The organism is Glutamicibacter sp. NPDC087831, from assembly GCF_044742845.1.
Taxonomy (GTDB): Bacteria; Actinomycetota; Actinomycetes; order Actinomycetales; family Micrococcaceae; genus Glutamicibacter.
In genome coordinates this window covers 343,124-369,899 of record NZ_JBIUVH010000001.1, presented here as the reverse complement: position 1 = coordinate 369,899, position 26,776 = coordinate 343,124, and the positions used below count along the sequence as shown (strand labels likewise).

Below are 26,776 nucleotides of genomic sequence, written 5' to 3'. Positions count from 1 at the left end.
GGTGCCGGAGAATCCCGTCCTCTGCGGGGCATGATCGGCAGGGCAGCTCCTTGCGCGCCGCGGGCAGTGGCCGCAGGGAGCTCAGGCCGATACTTGAGTGCCCATGAACTCAACAGGTCCCTAATCGCGCCTCGGGGCTCCACCCAAGTAAGAGCTCTAGAGCGCACGGCGGAGTCCGACCGGAATGCCTCGCGGATCCGGCTCCCAGACAGTCGGTTAGATCGCCGTAACGCGGGGCCTGGTGCCTTAGCCTGCTTGCGGCGTTGCCCCATAAGGGAAATGGCCCATGCACCTTGAACGGCATCGCTAATGTGGAGGAGCTTTCCTTCCGGCGCCACTTCGTGATGAATCAAGGGCACGATGCAAAAAATCGCCCCCGGCTCCAAGAGAAACCGAGGGCGATTGAGACATGAGAATTACACGTTGAAGCGGAACTCCACCGAGTTCTGGCACGAAGTAACCTTAGAGATCGCCATCGATACCGATGCTGCCAAGTCGCGCGCCAAAGCCAGCACAGAGAACGTGGGCATCGCTCAGCTTCATCCACCAGCACGTCCAGCTGACCGGTTGCCCGCCGTCAGATGCATCGTTCTCACCGCACTTCCACCTAACTTGAACGTCCGAGTCCACCAGCTCAAGTTGAAAGAAGTGCCGTTCGTGCACCTCAGGCTTCGCAGGCCACATGTCGTACGACTCGACGCCCAGCGAGCGAACGATCCTGGCTGCGAGGCCGGTCTCTTCCCCCACCTCGCGCACGACGGCATGCGCAGGCGACTCGCCCTCGGCGATTGACCCAGCGGGCACCTGCACACCAGTGACTTCCACCGGGTAATCGTCGTGTGTGAACACGAGCAGGTTTCCGTCGTGGACGACGTACCCGACTGCCTTTTTGACCGAACGTCTACTCATGCTCACGATGGTACAGCTTGTTGTACGGCAGACCACACCGTGCGTTTGAATCCCCTAGATTTGGGGCAGCCTTTGTTCTCGACTTCCGATTTACCCGACGATACGCGTTGGACTCTGAGATCAGACCAGCGAGAGTGGGATCACTTCATTCGCCTGCTAGGCAAAGCACTGTCGGAGAATCTCAGACATTCGGCTTTCGATGCAGCGGGCGTTCCAGGGAAAAACGACACGAGCCAGCATCCATTCGGGACTATTGGACGTCTTCAAGAACTCATGACCATGAATCATGTGACTCCGGAACAAACGGAGCGGGCTGTCACGCCTCGCAAGTTGGTGAGGTCGGCTCGCCAGAAACCGGCGCACGCGCTACGCAAGAACGTGACTGACCGCACTCTAGTTCGGAAGTAGGCGGATCTGCTCCGATTCGTAAATGAAGTTCTGGTCAACATACGACAGTGGCTATCGAGTCAACCCAAGAATAAGGACTGGGAAGAAAACTGGCCGGACGCTAACGACTACTTCCTCTGACGCCTTCAGCCAGCGATCAACGCCGATCTTTGGCACAGACATGGCGCAAAGGGCAGTTTGACACATTTATTTTGTGTCAAACTGCCCTCAAAAAGCGCGGGATTGCGCGCAACTACACGTTGAAGCGGAACTCAACCACGTCGCCGTCCTTACCAACCTCTCAGTACCCGGCGAATCCCCGAAGCGTCGACCCTCTCCTGGCCCAGCGAACACCAAACTCGCCGAGCAATTAGGCAACCCAGGTTGACATCCGGCCACTTAGCAACATAGGTTGACGACATGGAGTCTCCGCGGATCGCAGCAGTAGCAGCCGATACCAGCGACCCGAAAGCAGGATTGCGGGCCGTAGCGTCCTTGCGCGTGCTCGCTGACACCTTGGAACTCCGGCAGGTCGAGGCCGCGTTGCGTTCGGGCATGAGTTGGCAGGAGATCGCCGACGCGCTCGGAGTGACGCGACAAGCTGCCCACAAGAAGCACTCCAAAAGAATTGACCCCGCGATCTCGACACCCAGGAGGAACAAATGAACAAACTCGTCCGCGCCGCTCAGACCAGCCAATCGCTTTCCCTGGCCGCCATGGAGGAAGCATCCCGGCTCGGGCTCCGCGAAGCCGACATCGACCACCTGTTCCTCGCATTGGTCATCAACGACCAGTCTGCCGGCTGCGCACTGCGCGAGCTGGGTATCGACATTGACAGCGCCCGTCTCGCCGTCGAGGACCAACGTGATGCACAGCTGACTTCACTCGGCATCGAGGCGTCGTTCCCCGAGGCCGGGCGCATCGTGTTCCATGAGACGGATGGGTACGAGTGGACTCGTCGCGCTCGGGACCTCATCGCGAAATCCAGCAGCAAAGGCAAGTCGGGCGACGCTGCCGCCGTTCTCCGGGAACTCGTCGCAGAGCCCAGCGGCCTGATCACGGATATCCTCGGCCGCCTTGGCACGACATCCGATGCGCTCATCGAACGCCTCGATCGGGCCGTCTCGCCCTCTATGAAGTCCATGCCCCTCGCAGCGAAAGTGAAGGGACGGACCACGGGAACGATTGAGACTTTCGTATCCGCACCACTGGACGAAGTGTGGGCGTACCTCACAGATCCCGCACGTATCCCCGACTGGGAACCGAGCATCGGCACCCTCGACCAGACCGCTCAAGAAGCGATGCCGGGTACGGTCTGGGAGGGCACGGCACCCGCAATCTATCCAGACGGCAAACCTGTGAAGATCAAGCCTCAGTTTCGTCGACGCAGTGTTGAGCTCATCGCAATTCACCAACCGGACAGGATCGCATGGAGCTTTGGCTATCCCGACGTCGCGCAGGGTAATTCGATTCTGACTGAATTCACCTTGGCGAACGCGACCGGTGGCACACAGCTGCGGATCAGCAGGTCCTGGTCGCGACGCCAAGGGTGGCGAGGACTTGTCGCATGGCCGCTGCGTCCAGTCCAGAAGTTCCTGGTGTGGATCACCCTGTTCCAGACCGGCAGCGCGATCAGCCGAACATTTCGCTAGTCCCAGGCACGGCGACTCGCCTGCTGGTCGCACATAGATCAAGTGCCCGGATCTCCACAGGGAGATCCGGGCACTCGAGCGGGACACTGAAGCGGAACGCGACTACACGTTGAAGCGGAACTCCACGACGTCGCCGTCCTTCATGATGTATTCCTTGCCTTCGATGCGGGCCTTGCCCGCAGACTTGGCATTAGCCACCGAACCAGCGGCAACGAGGTCTTCGAAGCCGATGACCTCGGCCTTGATGAAGCCGCGCTGGAAGTCGGTGTGGATGACACCGGCTGCCTCAGGCGCGGTGGCGCCCTTGGCGATGGTCCATGCGCGGGTTTCCTTCGGGCCAGCGGTCAGGTAGGTCTGCAGGCCCAGGGTGTCGAAGCCGACGCGGGCCAGCTTGCCCAGGCCGGACTCGACGATGCCGGCATCTTCCATCATTTCGGCCGCTTCGTCTTCTTCCAGTTCAGCCAGTTCGGATTCGAACTGGGCATCCAGGAAGATCGCCTCGGCAGGGGCAACCAGCTCGGAGAGCTTGGCCTGCATCTCGGTATCGGCCAGGCCAGCCTCATCGGTGTTGAACACGTAGATGAATGGCTTGGTGGTCATCAGCTGCATCGGCGCGAGCTCTTCAAGGTCCACGCCCTTGGTCTTCGCGGCGGCGAACAAGGTGATGCCTTCTTCGAGCACCTTCTGCGCGTTGAGCACTGCGTCCAGGAACGACTTCTCGATCTTCTTGGTGCGCAGTTCCTTTTCCAGGCGAGGCAGCTGGTTCTCGATGGTCTGCAGGTCCGCGAGGATCAGCTCGGTAGCGATGGTCTCGATATCCGAGGCCGGGTCCACCTTGCCGTTCACATGGATCACGTCGTCATTCACGAATGCGCGGGTGACCTGGCAGATCGCATCAGCTTCGCGGATGGTCGCCAGGAACTTATTGCCCAGGCCTTCGCCTTCCGAAGCGCCCTTGACGATGCCGGCGATATCCACGAAGGAGACGGTCGCAGGCAGGATGCGCTCGGAATTGAAGATTCCGGCGAGCACCTTCAGCCGCGAGTCAGGCAACGGCACGACACCCACATTGGGTTCGATGGTTGCGAACGGGTAGTTGGCTGCCAGCACCTGGGCACGGGTCAGCGCGTTGAACATGGTGGACTTGCCGACGTTTGGCAGTCCGACGATTCCGATAGTAAGAGCCACGGGAGGAAATTCTACCTTTTACTAGTGATGAGCGCGCAATGGTGTACTGGCGCTTGAATTCTTATGGAGAAATCAGGCCTGCGGGCGGGCGTGTCCGCCCAGGGCACGTTCCTCGTCCCCGGCTTCCTTGAGCTTTCCGCGGATTTCCTTGGGCAGCGAGAAGATGATGTCTTCCTGCGCGGTGGTGACCTCGGAAACGTCGGTGAAGCCGTACTCTGCCAGCAGCGCCACGACTTCGCGGACCAGCACCTCTGGCACCGAGGCACCGGAGGTCACGCCGACGGTGGAGACGCCCTCGAACCAGGCCTCGTCCACTTCGTTGGCGAAGTCCACGCGGTAGGAAGCCTTTGCCCCGTGGTCCAGTGCCACCTCGACCAGGCGCACCGAGTTCGAGGAGTTCGCCGAACCGACCACGATCACCAGATCCGACTGCGGCGCAATGTTCTTGATCGCGGCCTGGCGGTTGGTGGTTGCGTAGCAGATGTCATCGCTGGGTGGATCCTGCAGGTTCGGGAAGCGCTCGCGCAGCCGGCGCACGGTTTCCATGGTCTCGTCCACGCTCAGGGTGGTCTGCGAGAGCCAGATCAGCTTGTCCGGGTTCTTCACCTGGACGGTGTCGGCTTCCTCGGGGTTGTTCACGATGGTGGTGACCTCCGGGGCTTCGCCGTAGGTGCCCTCGACCTCTTCATGGCCTTCGTGGCCGATCAGCAGGATCGCGTAGTCGTTCTTGGCGAAGCGCACGGCTTCGCGGTGCACCTTGGTGACCAGCGGGCAGGTGGCATCGATGGTCTGCAGGTTGCGGTCCGCCGCGGACTGCACCACGGCCGGGGAGACGCCGTGGGCGGAGAAGACCACCAGGGCGCCCTCGGGCACTTCCTCGTTCTCCTCGACGAAAATCGCGCCGCGGGATTCCAGCTCGGAGACCACGTGCAGGTTGTGCACGATCTGCTTGCGCACGTACACCGGCGGGCCGTAGTGCTCCAGCGCCTTTTCAACGGCAACCACTGCCCGGTCCACGCCTGCGCAGTAGCCGCGAGGAGCGGCCAGCAGGACCTTGCGCTCGGTGACCGTTGGGGAGGCAGCTGCAATCTCGGCCGGGGTGCGGCGCACCCGCGGGATCCGAGGCATTGACAGCGAGACCGTAGTGGAAGTGGAAGTAGCCATACCTCTAGTCTACGAAGTGCATGCAAGTTAGCCCATGCTCATATGATGCGCGCCACCCTCCGGGGACTGTGAGATCTGCCTCCGAAGGGTGCATGCCGGTTCAGCAGGGCAGCGAACTGGGCAGCAGCACCGGGGTGCGCACCACCGCGCCGGTGCCATCGGACCCGCGGTAGGCCCGGCACACGCCCACCGAGCGGGCGCCGAGGTTCGCCTTGATCTGGCGCAGCGCATCGGGCGAGAAGCCATACCACTGCATGTGCATCAGCACGGTGTCCCCGGGCACCGCGGCCGAGGCCCGCGAGATGGTGATCGACTTGGATTTCACGTCCCAGTCGCGGGTGTCGCGGGACCAGGTCCAGATGGCCATCCCGCGGCTGTCGTAGCCGCAACGCACCGAAGCGTCGATGGCTCCGAAAGGCGGGCGCCCGAAATTCGTGTGCACTCCGGAGCCGCCCAGTTGCGCACCGGCCTGCTGGCAGGACAGCGGGCGCAGATCCGGGTGGCTGATCGAATGGTTGATCACCCATTGGCCCTTGGCCCGGGCCAGCGCGGCCAGGTCCACGCCGTAGCGCGACTTGAACGAGCCGAGGCAATCGCCGGTGGGAGCGATCACCAGGCCGATGTTGCTGCTGGCGGCGTAATCCATCACCGAGGTGAAGGCGCTCAGCGTGCGCGGGCAGTCATCGAAGGTGAGCACCACCCTCGATGTCCGGTTGGGACCGGTGGACTGCGGTGCGGAGGGCGGCTTCGGATAGGTGGTCACGTAGCTGCCGCTGACCCAGCCGGTGTACCCTCCGTAACTGGCCTTGTACCATCCGTTGGAGGCGCGGGCGTACGCGGGCACCGTCTTCCCTTTCGGGATACTCAGCAGGACCCGGTAGCTGGTGGATGTGCCGGTGCGCAGATTCAGGTCATCGAGCGTGCGCACCGAAGCGGCGACCACGTAGTAGCCGCTGACGTACCCGGTGTACCCGTTGTAGCTGACCTTGTACCAGCCGTTGGAGGCACGCCCGGATACCGGAACCGAGGTCCCCGTGGGTATCTGCACCAGGATCCGGTAACTGGTCGAGGCGCCGGTGCGCATATTCAGATCCGCCGTGGTGCGCACCCGGACCGGCAAGTCGATGGATATGGCACTGGCAACGTGCACCGTTGCGGCCGGCACTGCCGCAGCCGCCAGCGCGGGCATCGAGGCCGCGGCGGAGAGCGGAATGGAACCGGCCAGCAAGCTGAGCGCTGCCACCCAAGTCCACCCCGAACGCGCAATATTCTTATTCCCCAATGCCCCACGCATGGCCCTGCATCCTTCTCGAGTGCTTCCCCAATGCTCAATAGTGTCCACCCGCACATTGCCCCTCGCAATGCCCGCAGGCAGGCTTGTCCCAATTGTTGGAAAACCCCGTTTCCCCGGGTCTTGCGGGGCCAATCGGGTATGAAAATCGCCCATTGCGATACCTGCGCTCCACCTACCGCGGCCTAGCCCCAGCCCCCCGGGGATCCGGCCAGCCGTCGGTGCCATGCGGTAGTCTCACAGATGCACCAGAGATTCGACTTTCCAAGGAGCGGCACCGATGGATCCCCAAGCCCCCGCCAGTTTGCCGGCGACCGCCGGGCAGACCACCGCGGACAATCCTTGGCCGCTGCGGCTGCTCTCGGAGAAGCTGAAAATCCATATCGAGAACTCTCCGGTGGTTTGGGTTGAAGGCCAGTTGCTGGAAGCCAATGTGCGCAACGGCCACGCCTACCTCACCCTGCGCGATGTCGATGCGGACTTCTCTTTCTCGGTGACCATTTGGGCCTCGACGATGCGCAAGCTGGATGCCACCCCGCAGGTGGGCTCCCGCGTGGTGGCCCAGGTGAAACCGAGCTTCTACGCCAAGACCGGCCGGCTTTCCTTGAATGCCACGGACCTGCGCCCAGTTGGCTTGGGCGAGCTGCTGGTGCGCCTGGAACGATTGCGCCAGGCGCTGGGAGCAGAAGGCCTCTTCTCCCCTGAGCACAAGCGCCCGCTGCCGGTTCTTCCCCACCGCATCGGCCTGATTACCGGGCGTGATTCGGATGCGGAGAAGGACGTGCTGCGCAATGCCAGCCTGCGCTGGCCATCCGTGCAATTCAAGGTCATCAATACCGCCGTGCAGGGAATGGATGCCGCCAACCAGGTCATCGCAGCCCTGCAGCAGCTGGATGCGGACCCGGACATCGATGTCATCGTCATCGCCCGTGGCGGCGGGGCCCTGGAAGACCTCTTGCCCTTCTCCAATGAGGATCTGGTGCGTGCGGTCTTCGCCGCCCAGACGCCGGTGGTTTCGGCCATCGGCCACGAAGCGGACCGCCCGATCCTGGACGATGTGGCCGATCTTCGCGCGTCGACCCCCACCGATGCAGCCAAGCGCATTGTCCCGGATCTGCAAGAAGAATTCGCCGGCTTGGAAATCGCCCGCAATCGCTTGGACCGTTCCATCAACAATCTTCTCCAGCGCGAAGCCCAGCTGCTGGCCTCGGTGCGCGAACGCCCGGTGCTGGCCAACCCGCAGGTGATGGTCACCTCCCGTGCCGAAGACCTGGAGCGCTGGAAGCAGCGCTCGACGGATCTGCTGCGCCACCGCGTGATGCGCGCCAACGACGAGATCAACCATCTGAAGAACCAGATGCGTGCCCTGTCTCCGCAGCAGACCCTGGACCGCGGCTATTCGGTCACCCAGCTGGAGGACGGAAGCATCGTGCGCGAGGCAGCCCAGGCGCCAGCAGACAGCAAGGTGCTCATCCGGGTGGCTTCCGGGCAGCTGGTTGCACGAACCCTTGAATCCCTCCCTGCCGGCGACAACGCAAGCTAATCACCACGAATACCAATTTGGAGTAATCATGACTGCACAAATCCCTGACGACATTGCCAAGCTTTCCTACGAGCAGGCTCGCGAAGAACTGCTGGCCGTGGTCAACCAGCTCGAGACCGGCGGAGTTGCGCTGGAAGCCTCGCTGGCATTGTGGGAGCGTGGCGAAGCACTGGCAGCCCACTGCGAGAACTGGCTCAACGGTGTCTCTCAGCGTCTGGAGCAGGCTCGCGCCAAGCACGAGCAGGCCGCCGGCGAATAGCCTGTCCTCACCCGGACCTACTTCGCGGCCGCCAGCCGGGCCTTCTCCTGCTCCACATCGAAGGTGGCAACGGGCCAGTCCGGAGCGACACGCTCCAGGGTAGCCAGCAGCAGCTCAGCGACGCACAAGCGGGCCTTCCACTTCTGGTCAGCGGGAACGATATGCCATGGTGCGCCCTGGTTATCGGTGCGGTTAATCGCCACCTCGTAGGCGGACTGGAAGTCATCCCACAGCAGGCGATCATCGACATCGCCCGGCGAATACTTCCAATGCTTGTCGGCACGCTCCAGGCGTGCCGAGAGGCGCTCGAATTGTTCTTCTCGGCTGATATGCAGCATCACCTTGATCGGGTGGATGCCCTGCTCGATCAGCTGCTTCTCGAAGTCGACTATTTTCCCGTAGCGGGACTCGACCGCATCCGGGGTGGCGAAGCCCTTCACTTTGGCGACCAGAACGTCTTCATAGTGGGAACGGTCAAAGACTCCCACTAGTCCCCCGGCGGGCAATTGCCTGGTGATGCGCCAGAGGAAGTCATGGGCTGCTTCTTCCTCGGTTGGCGCCTTGAAGGCATGGTGCTTGACGCCCTGCGGATCCAGCATGCCAAGGACGTGGCGAACAGTCCCTCCCTTGCCGGACGTATCCATTCCCTGCAAAATGAGCAGGACTGCTGGGCCTTGTCCGCCAGCTACCGAGGCGGCGAAGAGCCTCTCTTGCAGATCCGAGAGCAGTTCAGCCAGCTGCACCATGCGCTTCTCGGCGGCCTTCTTATCCTGCGGGGCGTCCCCGGGCCACCAATCAGCATCCTTGGTTGCGCGCTCTGAAAGCTTCACGCCCGGTTCTGCACGTAGTGCTTCTAACAGGTTGGCAGGGTAGGCGCTCATCATTAAGTCCTCACGCGTGTGTCGAAGTGATGCGATTCGTTGTTGCCAGCCTACTGCCACTGCAGGCGCCGTGAGAAGCGGTATTCGTCAACGGCGAAGCACCCATCACGGCTCGATGCTCAGGATCGCTGAGCCCCGCGAAAACGCAATTCTTCGGCTGCAGGACACCAAATTCTCCGATCGCAGTCGCTGGCAGGCGATACCCCTGAAGTTCCCGGGACCGCATTCCCCGGTGGCCGCGTTAACGCACAACCGGCCCAGAATCACGTGGGTGATTCTGGGCCGGTTGCGCATCCGGGCAGCCTATGCGCGAGCGCGCCAGTCCTCCAGGAACTGTCCGATGCGTCCAACCGCATCAGTCAGGTCGCGCACGTTGGGCAAGGTGACCAAACGGAAGTGGTCCGGACGGATCCAGTTGAAGGCGGTGCCCTGGGAGATCAGGATCTTCTGCGCCTTGAGCAGTTCAAGGGCGAAGGTCTCATCATTGTGGATCGGGTAGACCTCGGGATCCAGCTTCGGGAACATGTAGAGCGCGCCCTTGGCCTTCTGGACGCTCACGCCAGGAATCGCGCTGAGCAGGTTGTAGGCCGCATCGCGCTGTTCAAGCAGCCGTCCGCCAGGCAGGATCAAGTCATTGATCGACTGGTACCCGCCCAAGGCGGTCTGGATTGCGTGCTGCGCCGGCACATTGGCGCACAGGCGCATGTTGGTCAGCAGGTTGATGCCCTCGATGTAGTCGCCGGCCTGGTGCTTGGGACCGGAAATGGCCATCCACCCAGCACGGAAGCCGCACACGCGGTAGGCCTTGGACAGGCCGGAGAAGGTCAGTATCAGCACGTCATCTGCCAACGAAGCGGTGTTGATATGCACGGCGTCTTCGTAGAGGATCTTTTCGTAGATCTCGTCCGAGAACACAATCAGGTTGTGCTTGCGCGCCAGCTCGAGGATTCCCTCCAGGGTTTCCTTGGGGTACACCGCACCGGTCGGGTTATTGGGGTTGATGATCACGATGCCCTTGGTGCGATCGGTGATCTTCGCTTCCATGTCCTGAAGATCAGGAAGCCAGCCCTCTTCCTCGGTATTCATGTAATGCACCGGGGTGCCGCCAGCCAGCGAAACCGAAGCGGTCCACAGCGGGTAGTCAGGGGCGGGAATCAGGATCTCGTCGCCGTTATTCAGCAGCGCATTCAACGAGAGGGTAATCAGCTCGGAGACACCGTTGCCCAGGTAGACGTCATCCACGCCAATGGTCTGGATGCCACGGGTCTGGTAGTACTGCGAGACGGCGGTACGTGCCGAGAGAATGCCGCGGGAGTCCGAGTATCCTTGGGCGTTAGGCAGGTTGCGAATCATGTCAACGAGCACCGCGTCGGGCGCCTCGAAGCCGAACGGCGCGGGATTGCCGATGTTCAGCTTCAGGATGCGATGTCCTTCGGACTCCATGCGCGTGGCGTGCTCAAGCAGCGGGCCGCGGATGTCGTAGAGGACGTTGTGCAGTTTCGTTGATTGTTTGAATTCTGCCATGGTTACACTTTCTCACGTCAGGTGCGATCGACACACCTTGTTACTCGACCGCTATGGTCAGCGGTCGAAATCCTGGGAGAGCTGGCTGGGGCCTACTCTTCGATGATCCATTCCCAACGGGTGGCCGCTTGCTCTGGGCTCAGTCCGTCGGCCTGGCTGACCATCCGGTTCAGGTCCACGAGGGACTGCTGCGAGAATTCGCCGGTGACCTTGTCCAGTTCTGCCCGGGCCTTGTCATCCACGTCGCCGTTGGCCAGCACCATGTACTGCTCGGCGTTGAAGAAGGCGGCGCTTCCCGGAATACTGTAGAAGCCTTCATCTGACATGACGGCATCTCCCGACCCGAGCGCCACTGCGCTGTCCACCGAGGCACGCAGCTTGCTGGCCAGTTTCGCCGGCTCCTCAGCCACGACCTTCGGCTTCCCGCAGCCAGCGTCCTCCAATGATGCCTTCAAGGATGCGGCGTTGGCTTCATCGCTAATGATCGTCAGATCTGTGCAAGCCGCAATCAGGGTTTCCACCGAATCGACCTTGTGCAAGGTTGCCTGGGCCTGGCTCATGACCAAGACCTTTCCCGCATCAGCTGGGCTGAGTTCCAAGGCAGAGAGCTCCCCCTCAGCGTCATTGATGGCGCTGCGCAGGTTCTTGGATTCCTCGACGCTCAGCAATTGATCTTCACCAGTGATGGCCGCCGGGTCAGCAACCAGGGGCAGCGCCTTGGCCGCTTGGTCCACCGCCAAATCGGCTTTTCCGTCGACCACCTGCTGGTAAGGATCAGCACTGGGCTTGTTCAACGACACCTTATAGCCTTCGGCTTTCAGCGCATTGGCATAGACATGGACCAAGGCCTGGTCTGCAGGTTGAGAACCGGCAGCAATCTGCAAGGTGATGGCCTTGCTTGGCTCGGCCGTCGGCGTTGCCTCTTCGGTGCAAGCAGACAGGGTTAGCAGCAGGGTTGCGCTGAGTGCGCCAACGGTGATGGTATTTCGCAAGTTCATGTCCCTATTGATTCTAGGGCAGGCCAGCGGCGATCCGCCGCTACTTGCCGGGTGCGGTCAGTCGCAAGATGCTCTCAACGCGTTCAATGCAGTTCAGCTTGGCGATCTCCTCGCGGGTAAACCAGGCGGCCTGGCTGGTAGAACCGTTGACTTCATGGCGCAGTTCTCCACCGGTCAGTTTGGCCCGATAGGTGACCGCCACCGTTTGCATGGCATGGCCTTCGCCCGAGTAGCGCTTGGAACCGGGAATAACTCCCGTGCTGACATCCAGGAGCCCCAGCTCGCCCACCGCGTAGCCGGTCTCTTCATAGACTTCACGGCGCGCGCCTTCTTCGATAGGCTCCCCCAAGTCGATGCCGCCGCCGGGAAGGGACCAGCGCGGGGTGAAGCGTGGATCGCGATGACGCATATCCCAGAGCGTAAGCAGTACCTTTCCTTCGTGTTCCACCAAGCAATAGGCCGCCAGCCTGGTATCAAAGGATTCACCGGTGTGCTCAGAACGACGTGTCATATCCCCAATATATCCGTTTGTTCACCGATTATTTACTCGTACGCGGACGGCATACACCGATTTTTCTGCCAAAGATCCCACTGATATCTCGCGAATATGATGAAATATTCTTATGGCCCAGCAATCAGAGCTTTCATCAAACGTCGATCTGGACGAAATCGATCGAATCATCATCGACGAATTGGTCGCTAATGCACGTATCTCCAATGCGACCCTCGCACAGCGTGCGGGCATCGCTCCATCCACCGCACTGTTGCGCACCCGTTCGCTGGTCGAGCGCGGCATCCTCACCGGCTACCACGCCGAGGTATCGCTGGGCGCTGTAGGCCGTACCGTGCAGGCACTGATCTCGGTCAAGCTGCGCGCCCACGACCGCGAGAAGATTGACGCTTTCGTGGCACGCATCCCGCAGCTGCCCGAGGTGCTGTCCATGTTCCATGTTTCCGGCGGCACCGATTACCTGCTGCATATCGCGGTCGGTTCCACCGATGCACTGCGTGACTGGGTGCTGGACAACCTCGCCACCGACGAGTCGGTGGGCCATACCGAAACCACCTTGGTCTTCGCGCACCACCGCGGCAACCGCGGCCCGCTGCCATTCGATGACATGATCAGCTAGCAGCGCTTAAGCGACTTGTGGCCTGGACCTCGCGAGGTCCGGGCCACAAGTCTTTGTGCTTGGAATGCTTATGCGCGGCGGCGCTGCATGACCGCGTCCAGGTTCAGGCGAGGCTTGGTACCCGCGGCAGCCACGGGTGCGGCTTCCGGTGCGGGGGATGGCGCTGCAACGGTTTCCTTGGCAGCTGGTGCGCTCTCGGTACGCTTGGCAACTACCGAAGCGACCGCTGCGCGCTCTTCGGCCGAAACTTCGGTGGCCAGGCGCTTTGCATCTTCCGATGCCTTCAGGCTGATCTGTTTGCTCGGACGCAGCGGTTCTTCCACCGGCAGTGCTGCCTTGTGGGTCCGCTTGGCACCCTGTTCAGCTGCCAGCTCCGCGGTCTTGGCGATGCGCTCGCTGGCTTCCACGTAAGTTGGCTTGGGCACGTGCGTTGGTTCCCAAGTACCTGGCTGCTTTACGCCGCCATAGCCGTGAGCAACTCGCAGCGCTTCGGCGCGCAGCTCTTCAGCGGTAATCGCTGGAGCGCGGCGGGACGAACCCGGGCGAGCGTCGAAGACCTCGTCATCCTCATGCTTGCGCGAGATGACCTGGTTAGCCGCGTCGTCAAAAGCGGGAGTCCGCAGCGCCTGCTGCCGGGTGGCTTCGAGGTGCTCGAGCAGCTTGCGGTTGCGGTCGCGGACAGCCAGCCCGCGCAGGGTGGCGAAGGATGCTACAGCAATCAGCGCGAACAGGCCTACGGTGCCGAAGGTCAGAGCAGTGAAAGGAGCCAGAATGAGACCGAAGACGGTCGCGAGGACTGCCAAGGCACCGACGAGCGCGACGGACAACCGGCCATAGCGCACACGAATCTTGAGTTTGGTCGCAGCACTTTCCTGCGAAGCGCTCTGTGACGTGCCAGCCATGTGGGTCCTCCATCACCGATTGAGTCGGTCAAATCCTCGTGGAACTAAATATGGTTCCTTCGAATCAACACTATGCAACCTTGGGTGCGCGCTCATGCACATCCCTTGGCGTGTCTGCATGTTTTCAATGCAGTTCTCTCATATCAGAGCTCGATTGAACGAAATAGCACGAAATCCGCCTCAGTATTCGTAGATGCGTTCGAGCAGCGTCGTTTCCACCTCTTCACGGGTCAACGCAAAGGTGCGGTGATCCCGCCACTGCCCATCGATGTGCAGATAGCCTTTGCGCAGCCCTTCATCGCGGAACCCGAGCTTGTCCACCACCCGCAGGCTGGCCGAATTCTCCGGACGGATGTTGATTTCCAGGCGGTGCAGCTGCAGTTGCTCGAAGCAATGGTCTATGACCAAGGCGCAGGCTTCGGGCATCAGGCCGAAGCCGGCATGGTTGCGATCCAGCCAGTAGCCGATGGACGCTGTGCGCGCGGCACCATATTGCACCGACGCCACGGAAACCTGCCCGATTAATGGCGGGCGCCCCTTGTGCAGCTGGGGAAGAGCCAAGGCCCAGGTGAATCCGCTGCCGTCAACTGCTGATTCATCCTTGGCCCTGAGCATCTCGCGAAAAGTCATGGCTTCTGGCGGGCCCAAGGGACTGGTGGGATCCCATGGCTTGAGCCATTTGGAATTGGCGTAGCGCAGATTGATCCACTCGGCTTCGTCACTGGCAGTCAGTTGGCGCAACAACAGCCGTTCCGAGGCCAGATCCGGAACCAGGCGCTTTGCTCGACGAGAGAAGAACATGTGCACATCGTATTACTTCGTCATGCTTGCAGCTGGCAACAGCGCTAGCAGGCAGCGTTTCGTTTCTTGCACGTAAGCTGTAGGCATGAATCCCACCGCTGATCTGAATTCTGGCGCCGGCAAGAAGGCCGCGCGTGCCGCTGTGCGCACTTGGCGCAGGGCACTTGATCCGAGCAAGCGTGAGCAGTTCGGACTGGATCTGGCGCACACGGTGATTGGCTATCTGAGCCAGAGCACCGGTGTCGTCCAGAAGGTCGCGGCCTATTGCTCGGGTCCGGATGAACCGTCCACCGAGGCGCTCTTGGATGCTTTGGCCAAGGAAGGCATTGAAGTCTACCTGCCGGTGTGCGAACCGGAGTACGCGCTCTCGTGGGTTGAGTACTCCCCCGGCATGGAATTCCAGCCAAGTACCTTGGCCCCGGTGATGGAGCCGGTGGGCAAGCGGATGGGCACAGAGCTCTTTGACGAGATCAATACGCTGATCATGCCTGCGCTGTCCATCGATTCGAACGGGCTGCGTTTAGGCCAAGGCGGTGGCTACTACGATCGCTTCCTGCCCTTGATCGACGATGCGCCGGTCCGTGTGGCGGCCGTGGTTTATGAGCACGAGTATGTTCCGGCCGGTTCCTTCCAGATCGATGAGCATGACCAACCCGTGGACTTGGTGTTCACTCCGCAGCAGGTGCATCAGATCATCTGATTTACACACAGCTCGCGGGCAGCTCGCAGTGTGCCGCTGGACCTGAAGGTTGCATGGGGTTATGAGCTTCTTCTCCAGACCGCATGCTGCCTCCCGGCCCCCGGTGATTCCCAAGCCGAAGATCCGTCCCGTGCGCAACCGCAATGAGTTGTTGCGCCGCTACCGGAAGCCTTTGGCCATCGCCTGCGCGCTGCTGGCCTTGGCGGGCGTGCTCAATGTGTTTTCCTCCGGGCAATTAGCGCAGCGCGAGGTCGTGGTGGCGCTGAGCGACATTCCTGCCGGGTCCCGCATATCCGCCAACCAGCTGACGGTGCAAACGGTGCGGCTTGCCCCGGAAGATGCCGAAGTCTTTGAAAGCATCGATGCCATCTCGGGGCAACGGGCAGCCGTGGCACTGACTGCCGGAACGGTGCTGCGCAACTATTCCTTGGTGGGGCCACAACTTTTGACCGGTTCGCCGGAAGGCACCGTGGCCGTTCCCTTGCGCTTGAGCGATCCTGCCACCGTGACGCTGCTCCATCCAGGGCAACTGGTGGATATCGTATTGACCACCGGAGATGGCTTTGAAAAGGACATCAGCTCGCAGACCATCGCCAAGGCGGTGCCGGTGCTCTGGGTTCCGGATAATGCCAGCAGCTCCGAATTCGGCATGCTCAGCGGCGCGGCTCCGACCGGTGAAGGAATTGTGGTGGTCGCGGCTGCCAGCAGCCTCTCGGATGATCTGGCCGGGGCAGTATCGCGCGGCAAGGTTTCAGCCGTCTTGGTGAATTAGGAGATCAGCCCCAGTGCGGCGGCTTCTCGCGCTTCATCATTTCAGCCAGGTCTTCCTTGGCGTCGCTCCAGTTTCTCGGGTCCTGGTCTTTGGCCAGCAACTCGGACAGCGGATCGGCGGCCGGCTGTTTGGCGCGGGACGCCATCGCCGCAGCAGAAGTCTCGGCGGGCTGGTGGCCGGCTAGTGCCCGGTTCACGGAGTCTGAATGCGGCACTGGCGCGTAGCTGCCGGTGAGTTCAACGCGAGCAGTCAGATGCTGCGGGGGTGCGACAACGCGCGGCCGCTTGCGGCGGCCGCGCGTTGGTTCTTGCTCAGAAGTCATTACTTCTTTGGCTCCGGATCCTCGTTCTTGCTGGTAGCCGGGACAGGGGCTGGAGTCAGCGGCTTATCCGCGCTGTCCTTTGCAGGTGCGTCGCCAGCTTCAGCTTTGGCACCGCTTTCAGCAGCTGGCGCTTCCTGCTTGGTCTCGGCCTTTGGTTCCAGTCGCGCCTTGGCGGACTTGAGCAGATTGGACTTTTCCTTCGGCGTTTCCGCCTCGGTGGTGACTTCACGGGCAGACACCGGCCGAGCGGCGGCCACACCGGTACGGGTCGAAGCCTGGGCTGGGGCCGCAGGCTTTTTCAACCCCAGTGCATGGGCCAGGCGATCGGTGACAGCACCCGGATCGGTGAAGACGTCAATGGTCCACAGCGGAACATAGCGCCAGCCGTGCTTCTCGAAGAATTCCGGGCGCAGTCGGCTGCGTTCACGCACGGTCAGTCCGGCATAGTGCTCGGTGCCGTCGTAGACCACAGCCAATGGGCGGATGCCGCTGTGCGCAGAGTCGTAGGCGTGAGCCGACAGGTCCAGCACACCGCGGTAGTCCTCGGAAACGATGGCACCGCTTTCGCGCAGGCGGCGGGCCAGATCGGAGACCAATGGATCGAAGCGCGGATTGCGCATCGAGCTGACTCCGGAATCCCCTGCCTGCACGCGTCCGAACAGTTCGAAGAACTGGCGGGCACCACGGTAGACGCGGTTCAGGTCCACGTCTTCGGGCAACAGGCTGGACACCAAGGTCATGCGGGTCCGCGATCGGGTCATGGCGGCGACGAACAGCTGTTCGCCGCCCTCGCGGGACAGTGCACCGAATTCGTGCAGGGTCTTGCCGTGCGGAGTACGTCCGTAGCCCCAAGCGAAGATGACCGAGTCCCGGCGCAGGCCGATCAGCCGGTCCATGGTGGTCACCACGAATGGTTCGCGCTTGGAGCGCAGGTGCTCCATCGCGTACTTGTGGTTTGGCAGCTGCACACGGATCGCTTCGGCGATGGCCGAGGCATGGCTGCGGTTCGAGGCAATGACTGCCAGCGATTCGCCCCCGTGGTTCTTGAAGTGGGCGAAGACCAGATCCACCACGCGCGCCACTTCTGCTGCGGTGGTCTGCACGCCGTCTTCGCTGCTGGACAGCGAGCCGGTGGCATCTGGCACGTATTCGCCGCGCAGCAGCGAGGAGTCGCCGGTGAGGTTCACCGCCATTGGCAGGCGCGAGAGCGCCGAATCGTAGTAGGTGGCGGACAGCTGTTCCACCAGGCCTTCGTCGATGCCGCGGTACACGGTGGACAGCGAACCGGTCACCAGGACCTTGTTCAGGGCTTCCAGCGCGGAACGGTCCACGCTCTGCTCGCGAACTCGTGCGGTCGGGTCTACGGAGACCTCGAAGCGCTTCGGACCGCCCAGCATTTCATCGCCAATGGCAATGACCTGGCCGGAGCGGCGGATCGCATCCAGGACTTCACGCAGGGTGAGGTAGTTGGCTTCCAGCAGGATGACCGCATCGAACTTCGTGTCCTCCGGCAGGGCGCTGCCCAGCAGCAACGGAGCCGAGACGATGACCGGGGTCAGCGAATTGGCCAGCGGTGCTCCAAGATCCAGCAGCCCGGCAATGCTCGGGGTTCCGCCCTTGAGCATCTCGCGCAGCGCGCGGGAACCGGCTCGGTGGTCAGCCAGCGCTGCCTTCCAGTTGCGAGTCAGCGCCCAGCGGATGCGCTGCGGGCCGGCAGCGATGTGCGCGCCGTCAGCCAGACGGTAGTCAGCCTCGATCTTCTCCAGCTTGGAGCCGTCATTCATGGCCAGGAAGTCGTCACCGGAGATCATGGCATCCAGCACGGACTGCCACCAGGCAAGCTCCAATTCGCTGTCTACCTGGTCGGCGTCGATCTCGCGTTCGGCGAAGTCATCAAGCAGGTCGCCCAGCCCGGCTTCGGCCAGCTGCTCGGAGATCAACGTGCGCTCGGGCAGCTCGCCCAGGTCCTCGCGGCGCTCGACCAGCGCTGCAATCACCGAGAGCAGCTCCTTGATGGGCATTTCGCGCAGGCGCGAGCCCAGGGAAGACGGCAGCATTTCGGCCAGCTTGTCGATGCGGGCACCGGCGTCGTGGTATCCGGCTTCAACATCCAGCAGGCCGCCCGGGACCTGCGGGTTGCGCTGGCTGGTGGCAATGGCTCGCCAGGCATCGCGCTGGACCGCCACCGCCTGCAAAGCGGACTGCAGGTCAGCTACGTGCATGCCCGGGCGGACGTATTCCTTGGCAATCTTGCGCAGCCGGGAACGGACAATGGAGCCCATCTCCACGCCGTGCTCGCGGCGCCATGCGCTGGTTGCGGTAGCGGCGATCAAATCATCGATGTCGCCCTCGAAGATGTCGGCCTCGAACTTGTCCAGCGATCCGCGGACGGCGACCAGCAACTGCAGCTGGTCTCCCCACTTGTCGTAGCTTTCTTCCAGGCGGATCTGCGAACGCTCGGCGATCTGCAGCATGTGCTCATGCAGGATGGGCAGGTCGCGGCCCAGCCCGCTGGCCAGGTTCAAGGCCTTTTCGGTGGCTTCGGTGTTGCGCAGCGGTGCACCATGCCATGGGCTGGTGGTGTGCATCTTGGAGAAAGCGCCAAGCTGTGCTGCGCGCTTGAGCTGCGCGGCAACATGTCCGCGCTGGCCCATGGAGTCCAGCACCGAACGCTTCAGGCGCACGGTGGTGGATGGCGCTGGTTCCAGTGCGGAGAGCCGTGCCAGTTCCTGCATTGCCTGGTATGGCGAGCAACCCCAACGGCTGCGCACCGAGTGCAGCGACTTCACATGCTCGTGCAGTGCGTGGCGGGATTCGCGCAGGCGCTTGAACATGGAGCCCAGCTGCGGCTCGGCAGCGCGTTCGTTGCGCAGAATTGCCTTGGTCATCATCGCGCGCAGCGCTTCTGGATCCTCGTTGGGTTCCAGCAGCATGCTGCCTGCATCCAGGTGCTCGTTGAAGCGGGTCACGAATTCTTCGGCGGCAGAACGCTGTTCCGCAACCACCAGTACGCGCTTGCCCTGGGCGGCCAGCAGCGCGGCTGCGTTCAGCGCGGTCTGTGTAGCACCGGTACCGGCAGCGGCGTTGATGGCCACCGATTCGCCGGCAGCGATGTAGTCAAGCATCTTGGACTGGGACTCGTCCGCGTCCAGCAAGAACAGTTCATCTTCAGGATCACGGTCATCAGAAGACTTGGCAATGGTGGTGGTTCCGGTGTGGACCTTGCGGGCAGAAGATTCTTCGGAGGCAAGGCTCTGCTTACGCGAGCGCGCGGTTTCCTTGAGAATGTTCTTCACGCGGCTCAGGCGGGAGCCGGCAGCTTCATGGCCCTTGGCATCGGCGGCCTGCGCTTCAGGCTGCTCTTCGTCCTGCTTCTTTTCAGCGGCAGACTCGTCCTTGGCTTCTTCAGGCTTTGAGCCCTCGGTTTTGGAAGCGCCCGGCTTGGAAGCGACCAGGTTGGCCAGCGCTTCGGAGGTCTTGCTGCTTTGGCTGTTCCCAGCCTGCTTTTCCGCGGAGTCGTGACGAATTAGCGCCTCGATGACCGGGTGGGACCCATTGAGCTTGGCCGGGTCAGCTGGGTCCATCAGCTCGGAGAAGGTGGAGAGCAGCAGGCGGTGGCCTACCACTACGCCGGGAACCTCGGACATCTGGTGGCGCAGGGCATCCATTCCGCGGACCGGGTCGAAACGGGCGATGGAGTACGCTTCGGCGTCCACCGCGGCGACGTCTACCTTGGCGTTGTGGTCGGCTTCGAATTGGCGCACGAAGGCCGGGGATACGGTGGCGCGGCCGACCAGCTGCAGGTCGTAGTCGTCAGCATCAACGTGCTTGGTCAAGGTGATGCGGCCGAGCATGATGGGAGCCGAGACAGGCTCGCTCTTGCCATCGTGGACCGCACGCCAGTTGGCGACACCGGCGGCCAGGTAGCCGACGTCGATGCCGCGTTCTTCCCACAGTTCATTAATCTTGGCCGAGAGCGCACGGGCGGTGCGGCGCGCGGTAGCGTACTGGTCCGCATCGTGCAGCAGCGTGGACAGGCGGGTACGCCGTCCGGCAAGGAACTGGGCCAATCCCGATGGATTGGCATGGGTTATGTCGATGCTATTGGAGGTCGACGGAGCAAATCGCAGGGTGGTATCCGCCCCGGCACTCTGTCCCAGGGATTTCACCCAGGCAGCTACACGCTCGGCGGCAGCATTCTGTCCACTAGTCACGACAGTCATTCCCTTCACTGAACCGACCACATTCGGGCGCACCACAGGTGCAGATACGCCTCTTTCTAACGTAGTGCACGCACCGTGCAGAACCGGTGCGCGAAACACGTTTTAACTGCGGGAAGCGGAACCGGCGTACCGGATCCGCTTCCCATTCACCCGCCAAAGCGCAGTGAATTAGCAGTCTTGGGGATTTACTCCCACTCGATGGTTCCAGGTGGCTTGGACGTAACGTCCAGCACCACGCGGTTCACCCCATCTACCTCGTTGGTGATGCGGTTGGAGATCTTCGAGAGCAGATCGTATGGCAGGTGCGACCAGTCGGCGGTCATGGCATCCTCGGAGGAAACCGGACGCAGCACGATTGGGTGGCCGTAGGTGCGGTGATCGCCCTGTACGCCTACCGAGCGTACGTCAGCGAGCAGCACTACTGGCATCTGCCAAACTTCGTCATCCAGTCCTGCAGCAGTCAGCTCGGCGCGAGCGATCGCGTCAGCCTTGCGCAGGATGGACAGGCGCTCTTCGTTGACGGCACCGATGATGCGGATACCCAGGCCTGGGCCAGGGAATGGCTGGCGGCCAACGATTTCCTCTGGCAAGCCGAGCTCGCGGCCCACTGCACGGACCTCGTCCTTGAACAGGGTGCGCAGTGGTTCAACCAGCTCGAAGTCCAGGTCCTCTGGCAAGCCGCCCACGTTGTGGTGGCTCTTGATGTTCGAGGTGCCTTCGCCACCGCCGGATTCGACGATGTCCGGGTACAAGGTGCCCTGGACCAGGAACTTCACTGGCTCGCCCTCGGAAGCGGCCTCGGCGATGATCGCCGCTTCTGCCGCTTCGAAGGCGCGAATGAATTCGCGGCCAATGATCTTGCGCTTGGTCTCCGGGTCGGTGACACCGTCCAAAGCAGTCAGGAAGCGCTCGCGCTCGTCGGCAATGTACAGCTTGGCGCCGGTGGAAGCTACGAAGTCCTTCTCAACCTGCTCGGCTTCGCCTTCGCGCAGCAGGCCGTGGTTGACGAACACGCAGGTGAGCTGGTCGCCAATGGCGCGCTGCACCAGGGCAGCTGCAACAGCGGAGTCCACGCCGCCGGACAGGCCGCAGATGGCCTTGCCGGTGCCGACCTGGGCGCGGATGCGCTCGATCTGCTCGTCAGCGATGTTGTCAGCGGTCCAGTCGCCCTTCAGGCCAGCACCGTTGTACAGGAAGTTCTCCAGGACATCCTGGCCGAACTCGCAGTGCTTCACCTCTGGGTGCCACTGCACGCCGTACAGGCGCTTTGCTTCATTTGCGAAAGCGGCAACCGGAGCACCAGCGGTGGTGGCCAGCACTTCGAAGCCTTCTGGGGCCTTGGAGACGGAGTCGCCGTGGCTCATCCAGACGGTAGGGGCCTGAGCGGCGCCTGCCAGGATGGAGCGGGCATCGCCCTCAAAGTTGGTTGCGGTGCGGCCGTACTCGCGCAGGCCGGTTTCGGCCACGGTACCGCCCAAGGCGTTAGCCATGGCCTGGAAGCCGTAGCAGATGCCCAAGACCGGCACGCCGGCTTCAAACAGGTCAGCCCCGACGGAAGGGGCGCCATCGGCGTAAACGCTGGAAGGACCACCGGAGAGGATGATCGCTGCAGGGTTCTTGGCCAGGATGGCTTCGGTGGACAGGGTGTGCGGAACGATCTCCGAGTACACACGGGCCTCGCGTACGCGGCGAGCGATAAGCTGCGCGTATTGGGCCCCGTAGTCGACGACCAGAACCGGCTTATGTTCTGGATTGAGGGGAGCAGTAGTCACCGTTACAGTCTACGCGGTTCACTGCGCGCGAAACAGCCAAGGTGATGTCATCAGCGTCACCTAGTGGATTTTTGGCAAAGGCAAAGGGCAGATCTGTTCATTTTCGATGAACGGATCTGCCCTTTGGCAATGAATGCGGCCACGTGTCAGTAGCGCTTGGCGGCCTTTGGATGCGCGGCCAGCTCGCGGTCTACTTCTGCGTGCACCTTGGCTTCGGTCCAGAAGGAAAGGAACGGAACGACGCCGCCGAGCGCGATCGTAATGAAGCGCATGAATGGCCAGCGCATCAAGGTCCACAGGCGGAAGTCGGCAAAGAGGTACACCACGTATAGCCAGCCGTGGGCGATCAGGATGCCCAGCGAGAGGTTCAGTCCCCCGGCCACCTCGGCGCGGTTGTACATGCCGACGGCGTTGGAGGTGCCATCTACCAAAGTGCCACCCACGAAGAGTTCCAGGGACCAGAAGTACTTGAAAATCATTTCCAGCACGAGCAGCAGCAGCATCACGCCGGTGATGTAGGCGAAGACCTTGTAGAAGGTTGCGGCTGCACGGATCTGCTTAGGGGTGCCGCCGAATTTCCGGGGCTTCGGTGCCGGGGTGGTGCTGGACATCGTTAGTGATTCCTTCCGATTTCGGTAAGAAGTGCGGTGTGCGTGAAATGCTATTCGTTGCTGTTTCCAGCTTGGGTGGCGTTGCCGCCCTTAATATGTGTTTCGGCAGCGAGCTCAGCAATCTCGTCAAGATCCCGCTGGTAATCATCGCGCACCATGCGGTACCAGAGGAAGATGGCGAACCCTGCGAAGAGGACCCATTCCAAGCCGTAGAAAACGTTCAGCCAGTTGATCTGCGCTTCCTGGGGCTGCGGACCGACGTCGACAATTTCCAGGCCCGGCTGCGCTACGGCCTCGCCCTTGGCAGTGGTGATTTCGTGGGCCGTGACGAATCCTTCAAAGAGGACCGAATCCCAGATGTTCGCCAGCTGTGCCGAGGCGAGAGTCGGCAGCGTTGCGCTGCGCAGGTCTTCGCGGAATTCCGGGCCTTCGCTAGGCAGCAGGCGCCCGGTGATCTCCAGTTCGCCTTCAGGTGCCGGAGCTGGCTTGGTTGCTTCAGGCTGCCAGCCGCGTACCACCGCAATACCGGCGTCCTGGGCCGCGCCCTCGACCTTGAATTGGGTGATGACCCAGACACCGCGCTGATCGCCATTCAGCCGAGGCGCAATCAGCTGATCGGTGCCGGGGACGAATTCGCCCTCCATGGTGACGATCTGGTCTGCCTTGATGCCCAGCAGCTCCTTGCCGACTTCCTGATGCTCGATCAGCGCGACCGGCTTCTCGGTCTTGTCGATCTTGACCGGCGGCTCGGTTTCGGAGGCGCCGAACTGCCATCCGGACAAGAGAACGAATCCGGTGGCGAGAGCTAGCGCGGCAAAGAGGGCGCCGATCCATTTGGGCTTCAGAGCGGTTTTAAGCACACTCTAACGGTACTTCTATTTGGCGTAGAACTCGAAATGCGATGGCGTGAGATTAGCCCTGTTGCCTTATTTTCCGCTGGTGGAACCAACTTGCTTATTCATTCGTTGAGACCAAGCGGTTAAACGACACTGGCCCCACCCTTCGAAAGAAGAGCAGGGCCAGATCAGGATCAGCTAGAAGCGATCGGATTCGTACGGGGACAGCACGACGTCGACGCGCTGGAATTCCTTGAGGGTCGAGTAGCCGGTGGTGGCCATCGAGCGGCGCAGTGCGCCAACCAGGTTCGAGGTGCCGTTGGTCTCGTGCGATGGGCCGTGCAGGACCTTCTCCAGCGAGCCGACAGTGCCGACCTTGGCGCGGTCGCCACGTGGGCTGGCCTCGTGAACTGCTTCCATGCCCCAGTGGTAGCCGGCGCCTGGTGCTTCATCGGCGCGGGCCAGTGCGGTACCGAGCATCACTGCGTCGGCGCCCATGGCGATGGCCTTGACGATGTCGCCGGAGTTCCCCATGCCGCCATCGGCGATGACGTGGACATAGCGTCCGCCGGACTCTTCGATGTAGTCGCGGCGTGCGGCTGCAACGTCGGCAATGGCGGTAGCCATCGGCGCGTGGATGCCCAGGGTGCGGCGGGTGGTGGAGGATGCGCCGCCACCGAAGCCAACGAGCACGCCGGCTGCACCGGTGCGCATCAGGTGCATGGCCGGGGTGTATCCGGCTGCGCCGCCCACGATCACTGGGACATCGAGTTCGTAGATGAACTGCTTGAGGTTCAGCGGTTCGGTGGTCTTCGAGACGTGCTCGGCCGAAACAGTGGTGCCGCGGATGACGAAGATGTCCACGCCGGCAGCAACAACGGTCTTGTAGTGCTCCTGGGTGCGCTGCGGGGTCAGCGAGCCGGCAACGACAACTCCGGAGTCGCGGATCTCGGAGATGCGCGAGGTGATCAGCTCAGGCTGGATGGGAGCCGAGTACAGTTCCTGCAGCTTTGCGGTGGTCTTCGGGTCGTTGCGGGTTGCCGCCTCGGACTTCAGGCCGGCAATTTCAGCCAGCACTGCTTCCGGGTCCTCGTAGCGGGTCCACAGGCCCTCGAGGTTCAGCACGCCCAGGCCGCCGAGCTTGCCCAAGGCGATTGCGGTAGACGGGGAGGTCACCGAATCCATTGGTGCGCCCAGGATAGGGGTGTCGAACTGGAAGGCGTCGATCTGCCAGGACACCGATACGTCCTTCGGATCACGGGTACGGCGATTCGGTACGATCGCTACGTCGTCCAGGGAATATGCCTTAGTTGCCCGCTTGCCGCGGCCGATCTCAATCTCGTTACTCACCTAACTAGGTTATCAAGATTCCCGGATAATCCCGCTTTTGATAGCGCATTGGCTTTAGGCGATGTTTCTGCGCTGGCTCTGGCGCATGGGGCCGCAAGTGGCACACCGGGACAACAACGCCCTGCCATCCGGTGAGTAAGATCACCGGATGGCAGGGCCTATGTTGAGCCAGGTTTACCTGGCTGCCTTGGATGCAAGCTTCTTGGCGGTCGCGGCCAAGGAGGTGGCGGCCTGCTCTTCAGTTTCGGCAATGCGCTCAATCGCGTCAGCCAATACGGCGAAGTGCTCAGCACGCTTGGCGAACTCGGTCTCTGGATCAATCAGGTCCGCGAACGCATCCCACTGGGTGGAGAGCTGCTGGTAAGCATCTACGTGAGCTGCCAGCGCCTCCAAGCCTGGAAGTTCCGCCGCTTCCGAAAGGAACTCCGCGTACAGGCCGCGCAACGCCCCTTCGCCGCTGAAACGCGTGTCGGAGAAGAAACCTGCGAGCTGGTCCAAGCCGTTGGCCAGTGCTTGCTGGCTTGCGAAGATCTGGGACCAACCGGTCTTGGACTCGTTATCGCGCAGTCGCGTGGCCAAGGTGCGCATGCCGGTAATGCCGAAGTTCTTGGCAAAGTGCACTGGAACCCCGGAAAGCTCGCTGGTGCCCAGCAGGCGAGCGGTGGTTTCCCCAATCGCCTCGACAGCATTGGCGGCCAAAGTCTCGGCCTTCGGCGAGCGCGAGGACGGGATCCATGCCTGCCAATGCTTTTCCTTCTTGCGCATCGCACGGGCGATGGCCAGTTCCTTGGGGCTGATGAGGTTCAACGCACCTGAACCGTCATCTACCATCAGGTCCTTCTTGTGCTCGCCAACGACGACGAGATCCAGGGTCTCGGCCTCATCAACCGTGTTGCCGTCAATCCATGGCAGCGCGCTGATTGCCACGCGAACCACCACAGTGCGGCCTGCGTCCAGGGCAGCGTCCATGTATTCGACGGCGCGTTCGGCTGACCCGGTGGTACGTTCGGTCACCGTAGCACCGCAACGGGCCAGCAGGTTCTGGGTATAGGGTTCCGGGTTGTGGCGGGTCACCAGCGTTACTGCAGTCCCTTCGCCGCCTTCATGGGTGAAAGCCATGAAGCCGATACCGCCGGCAAGGCCAGCGAGCAATGCCTGGCTCAGCGGTTCGCCGGTGTGCTTGTTGGTGACGCCAGCTTGGACTAGGACTCGGTGCCAGAGCGCAGCATCGTACTGGATGACATCTTTTGGTGCTGGGTACTCAGGCAGTTCGTCAGCTGGCGAAGCAGCCGGAGCGTTCTTGCCTTTCTGCTCCTGCGCCTTGGCCTTTTCGCGTGCTTCCTTGGCGTAGTCGCGGGCGGCGGCAGCGCGAGCGGCCCGAGGGCTTTCAGGCTTGCCGGCCAAGATGTTCTTGCGCGCGGTGGTGTAGCTCTCCCCCGTGCGCTCCATACGCTGGCGGGTTTGCTTCTTCAGGTTGGCTGGCTGGCCCAAATTGATGCCCTTCGTTGACGGTCACTCACTAGCGGGTGGTTCCCGCGCACCGAGAGGTATTGCCTAGTTT

At 62.1% G+C, this 26,776-nt stretch carries 24 protein-coding genes; 7 read left to right on the top strand and 17 right to left on the bottom strand.

Annotated elements, in window-relative coordinates; all coding sequences use genetic code 11:
* Positions 1 to 462 precede the first annotated feature (462 nt).
* A complete protein-coding gene (locus tag ACIOJF_RS01805) occupies positions 463 to 909 on the bottom strand; it encodes an NUDIX domain-containing protein (protein WP_105657580.1) in 447 nt (148 codons plus the stop codon).
* Between the two features lie 807 nt (positions 910 to 1,716).
* On the opposite strand from ACIOJF_RS01805, the gene ACIOJF_RS01800 reads away from it, so the two are divergent.
* Together ACIOJF_RS01800 and ACIOJF_RS01795 are read left to right on the top strand one after the other, a co-directional pair.
* Positions 1,717 to 1,962 (top strand): hypothetical protein, encoded by a 246-nt coding sequence (locus tag ACIOJF_RS01800; protein WP_105657581.1) that lies wholly within the window; start codon positions 1,717 to 1,719, stop codon positions 1,960 to 1,962.
* Positions 1,959 to 2,948: a Clp protease N-terminal domain-containing protein gene (locus ACIOJF_RS01795; RefSeq protein WP_105657582.1), complete on the top strand. Its 990-nt coding sequence runs from the start codon at positions 1,959 to 1,961 to the stop codon at positions 2,946 to 2,948. The genes ACIOJF_RS01800 and ACIOJF_RS01795 overlap by 4 nt, the downstream gene beginning before the upstream one ends.
* Positions 2,949 to 3,050: 102 nt before the next feature.
* Here the strand turns inward: ACIOJF_RS01795 and ychF are convergent, their stop codons facing one another.
* The 3 genes from ychF to ACIOJF_RS01780 all read right to left on the bottom strand — a co-directional run bounded on the left by ychF (position 3,051) and on the right by ACIOJF_RS01780 (position 6,594).
* A complete protein-coding gene (gene ychF, locus ACIOJF_RS01790; RefSeq protein WP_105657583.1) occupies positions 3,051 to 4,136 on the bottom strand; it encodes a redox-regulated ATPase YchF in 1,086 nt (361 codons plus the stop codon).
* Between the two features lie 72 nt (positions 4,137 to 4,208).
* A complete protein-coding gene (locus ACIOJF_RS01785) occupies positions 4,209 to 5,300 on the bottom strand; it encodes a 4-hydroxy-3-methylbut-2-enyl diphosphate reductase (RefSeq protein ID WP_402741118.1) in 1,092 nt (363 codons plus the stop codon).
* A 100-nt stretch (positions 5,301 to 5,400) separates the two neighbouring features.
* A complete protein-coding gene (locus ACIOJF_RS01780; RefSeq protein ID WP_166650720.1) occupies positions 5,401 to 6,594 on the bottom strand; it encodes an SH3 domain-containing protein in 1,194 nt (397 codons plus the stop codon).
* A gap of 277 nt (positions 6,595 to 6,871) precedes the next feature.
* Here ACIOJF_RS01780 and xseA point away from each other — a divergent pair, with 277 nt between their 5' ends.
* Complete coding sequence (xseA, locus tag ACIOJF_RS01775) at positions 6,872 to 8,134, top strand: exodeoxyribonuclease VII large subunit (protein WP_105657586.1); 1,263 nt, start codon at positions 6,872 to 6,874, stop codon at positions 8,132 to 8,134.
* 28 nt (positions 8,135 to 8,162) lie between these two features.
* On the top strand, positions 8,163 to 8,393 hold the full coding sequence (locus ACIOJF_RS01770; protein WP_105657587.1) for an exodeoxyribonuclease VII small subunit: 231 nt from the start codon (positions 8,163 to 8,165) through the stop codon (positions 8,391 to 8,393).
* Between the two features lie 17 nt (positions 8,394 to 8,410).
* Here ACIOJF_RS01770 and ACIOJF_RS01765 read toward each other — a convergent pair whose 3' ends face one another.
* The 4 genes from ACIOJF_RS01765 to ACIOJF_RS01750 all read right to left on the bottom strand — a co-directional run bounded on the left by ACIOJF_RS01765 (position 8,411) and on the right by ACIOJF_RS01750 (position 12,307).
* Positions 8,411 to 9,274, bottom strand: a complete 864-nt coding sequence (locus ACIOJF_RS01765; protein ID WP_105657588.1) for a PPK2 family polyphosphate kinase — start codon at positions 9,272 to 9,274, stop codon at positions 8,411 to 8,413.
* A gap of 303 nt (positions 9,275 to 9,577) precedes the next feature.
* Complete coding sequence (locus ACIOJF_RS01760; protein WP_105657589.1) at positions 9,578 to 10,798, bottom strand: pyridoxal phosphate-dependent aminotransferase; 1,221 nt, start codon at positions 10,796 to 10,798, stop codon at positions 9,578 to 9,580.
* Between the two features lie 92 nt (positions 10,799 to 10,890).
* Positions 10,891 to 11,796, bottom strand: coding sequence for a glycine betaine ABC transporter substrate-binding protein (locus tag ACIOJF_RS01755; RefSeq protein ID WP_105657590.1), 906 nt, complete (start codon positions 11,794 to 11,796; stop codon positions 10,891 to 10,893).
* 40 nt (positions 11,797 to 11,836) lie between these two features.
* Entirely contained in the window at positions 11,837 to 12,307 is a 471-nt protein-coding gene (locus tag ACIOJF_RS01750; protein WP_105657591.1) for an NUDIX hydrolase, read from the bottom strand.
* 112 nt (positions 12,308 to 12,419) lie between these two features.
* On the opposite strand from ACIOJF_RS01750, the gene ACIOJF_RS01745 reads away from it, so the two are divergent.
* Entirely contained in the window at positions 12,420 to 12,926 is a 507-nt protein-coding gene (locus tag ACIOJF_RS01745; RefSeq protein ID WP_105657592.1) for an Lrp/AsnC family transcriptional regulator, read from the top strand.
* 68 nt (positions 12,927 to 12,994) lie between these two features.
* Here the strand turns inward: ACIOJF_RS01745 and ACIOJF_RS01740 are convergent, their stop codons facing one another.
* Positions 12,995 to 13,828, bottom strand: coding sequence for a hypothetical protein (locus tag ACIOJF_RS01740; protein WP_105657593.1), 834 nt, complete (start codon positions 13,826 to 13,828; stop codon positions 12,995 to 12,997).
* Positions 13,829 to 14,008: 180 nt separating this feature from the next.
* A complete protein-coding gene (locus ACIOJF_RS01735; protein WP_105657594.1) occupies positions 14,009 to 14,629 on the bottom strand; it encodes a GNAT family N-acetyltransferase in 621 nt (206 codons plus the stop codon).
* A gap of 85 nt (positions 14,630 to 14,714) precedes the next feature.
* Here ACIOJF_RS01735 and ACIOJF_RS01730 point away from each other — a divergent pair, with 85 nt between their 5' ends.
* Entirely contained in the window at positions 14,715 to 15,329 is a 615-nt protein-coding gene (locus ACIOJF_RS01730; RefSeq protein ID WP_105657595.1) for a 5-formyltetrahydrofolate cyclo-ligase, read from the top strand.
* Positions 15,330 to 15,390: 61 nt separating this feature from the next.
* The gene (locus ACIOJF_RS01725) at positions 15,391 to 16,101 is read left to right on the top strand and encodes an RcpC/CpaB family pilus assembly protein (protein WP_105657596.1); all 711 of its coding nucleotides are present in this window, start codon (positions 15,391 to 15,393) and stop codon (positions 16,099 to 16,101) included.
* Positions 16,102 to 16,105: 4 nt separating this feature from the next.
* On the opposite strand, the gene ACIOJF_RS01720 is transcribed toward ACIOJF_RS01725, so the two are convergent.
* From ACIOJF_RS01720 to ACIOJF_RS01690, 7 genes are all read right to left on the bottom strand, one after another.
* Positions 16,106 to 16,423, bottom strand: a complete 318-nt coding sequence (locus ACIOJF_RS01720; protein WP_402741117.1) for a hypothetical protein — start codon at positions 16,421 to 16,423, stop codon at positions 16,106 to 16,108.
* The gene (locus ACIOJF_RS01715) at positions 16,423 to 20,646 is read right to left on the bottom strand and encodes a DUF4011 domain-containing protein (RefSeq protein WP_402741116.1); all 4,224 of its coding nucleotides are present in this window, start codon (positions 20,644 to 20,646) and stop codon (positions 16,423 to 16,425) included. The genes ACIOJF_RS01720 and ACIOJF_RS01715 overlap by 1 nt, the downstream gene beginning before the upstream one ends.
* A 185-nt stretch (positions 20,647 to 20,831) precedes the next feature.
* Entirely contained in the window at positions 20,832 to 22,418 is a 1,587-nt protein-coding gene (gene guaA / locus ACIOJF_RS01710; protein ID WP_105657599.1) for a glutamine-hydrolyzing GMP synthase, read from the bottom strand.
* A gap of 146 nt (positions 22,419 to 22,564) precedes the next feature.
* Positions 22,565 to 23,029 (bottom strand): DUF3817 domain-containing protein, encoded by a 465-nt coding sequence (locus ACIOJF_RS01705; protein WP_105657600.1) that lies wholly within the window; start codon positions 23,027 to 23,029, stop codon positions 22,565 to 22,567.
* A 50-nt stretch (positions 23,030 to 23,079) separates the two neighbouring features.
* On the bottom strand, positions 23,080 to 23,889 hold the full coding sequence (locus tag ACIOJF_RS01700) for an SURF1 family cytochrome oxidase biogenesis protein (RefSeq protein WP_133833653.1): 810 nt from the start codon (positions 23,887 to 23,889) through the stop codon (positions 23,080 to 23,082).
* 174 nt (positions 23,890 to 24,063) lie between these two features.
* A complete protein-coding gene (locus tag ACIOJF_RS01695) occupies positions 24,064 to 25,215 on the bottom strand; it encodes a GuaB3 family IMP dehydrogenase-related protein (RefSeq protein WP_133833652.1) in 1,152 nt (383 codons plus the stop codon).
* 174 nt (positions 25,216 to 25,389) lie between these two features.
* On the bottom strand, positions 25,390 to 26,706 hold the full coding sequence (locus ACIOJF_RS01690) for a BtrH N-terminal domain-containing protein (protein ID WP_133833651.1): 1,317 nt from the start codon (positions 26,704 to 26,706) through the stop codon (positions 25,390 to 25,392).
* Positions 26,707 to 26,776 lie beyond the last annotated feature (70 nt).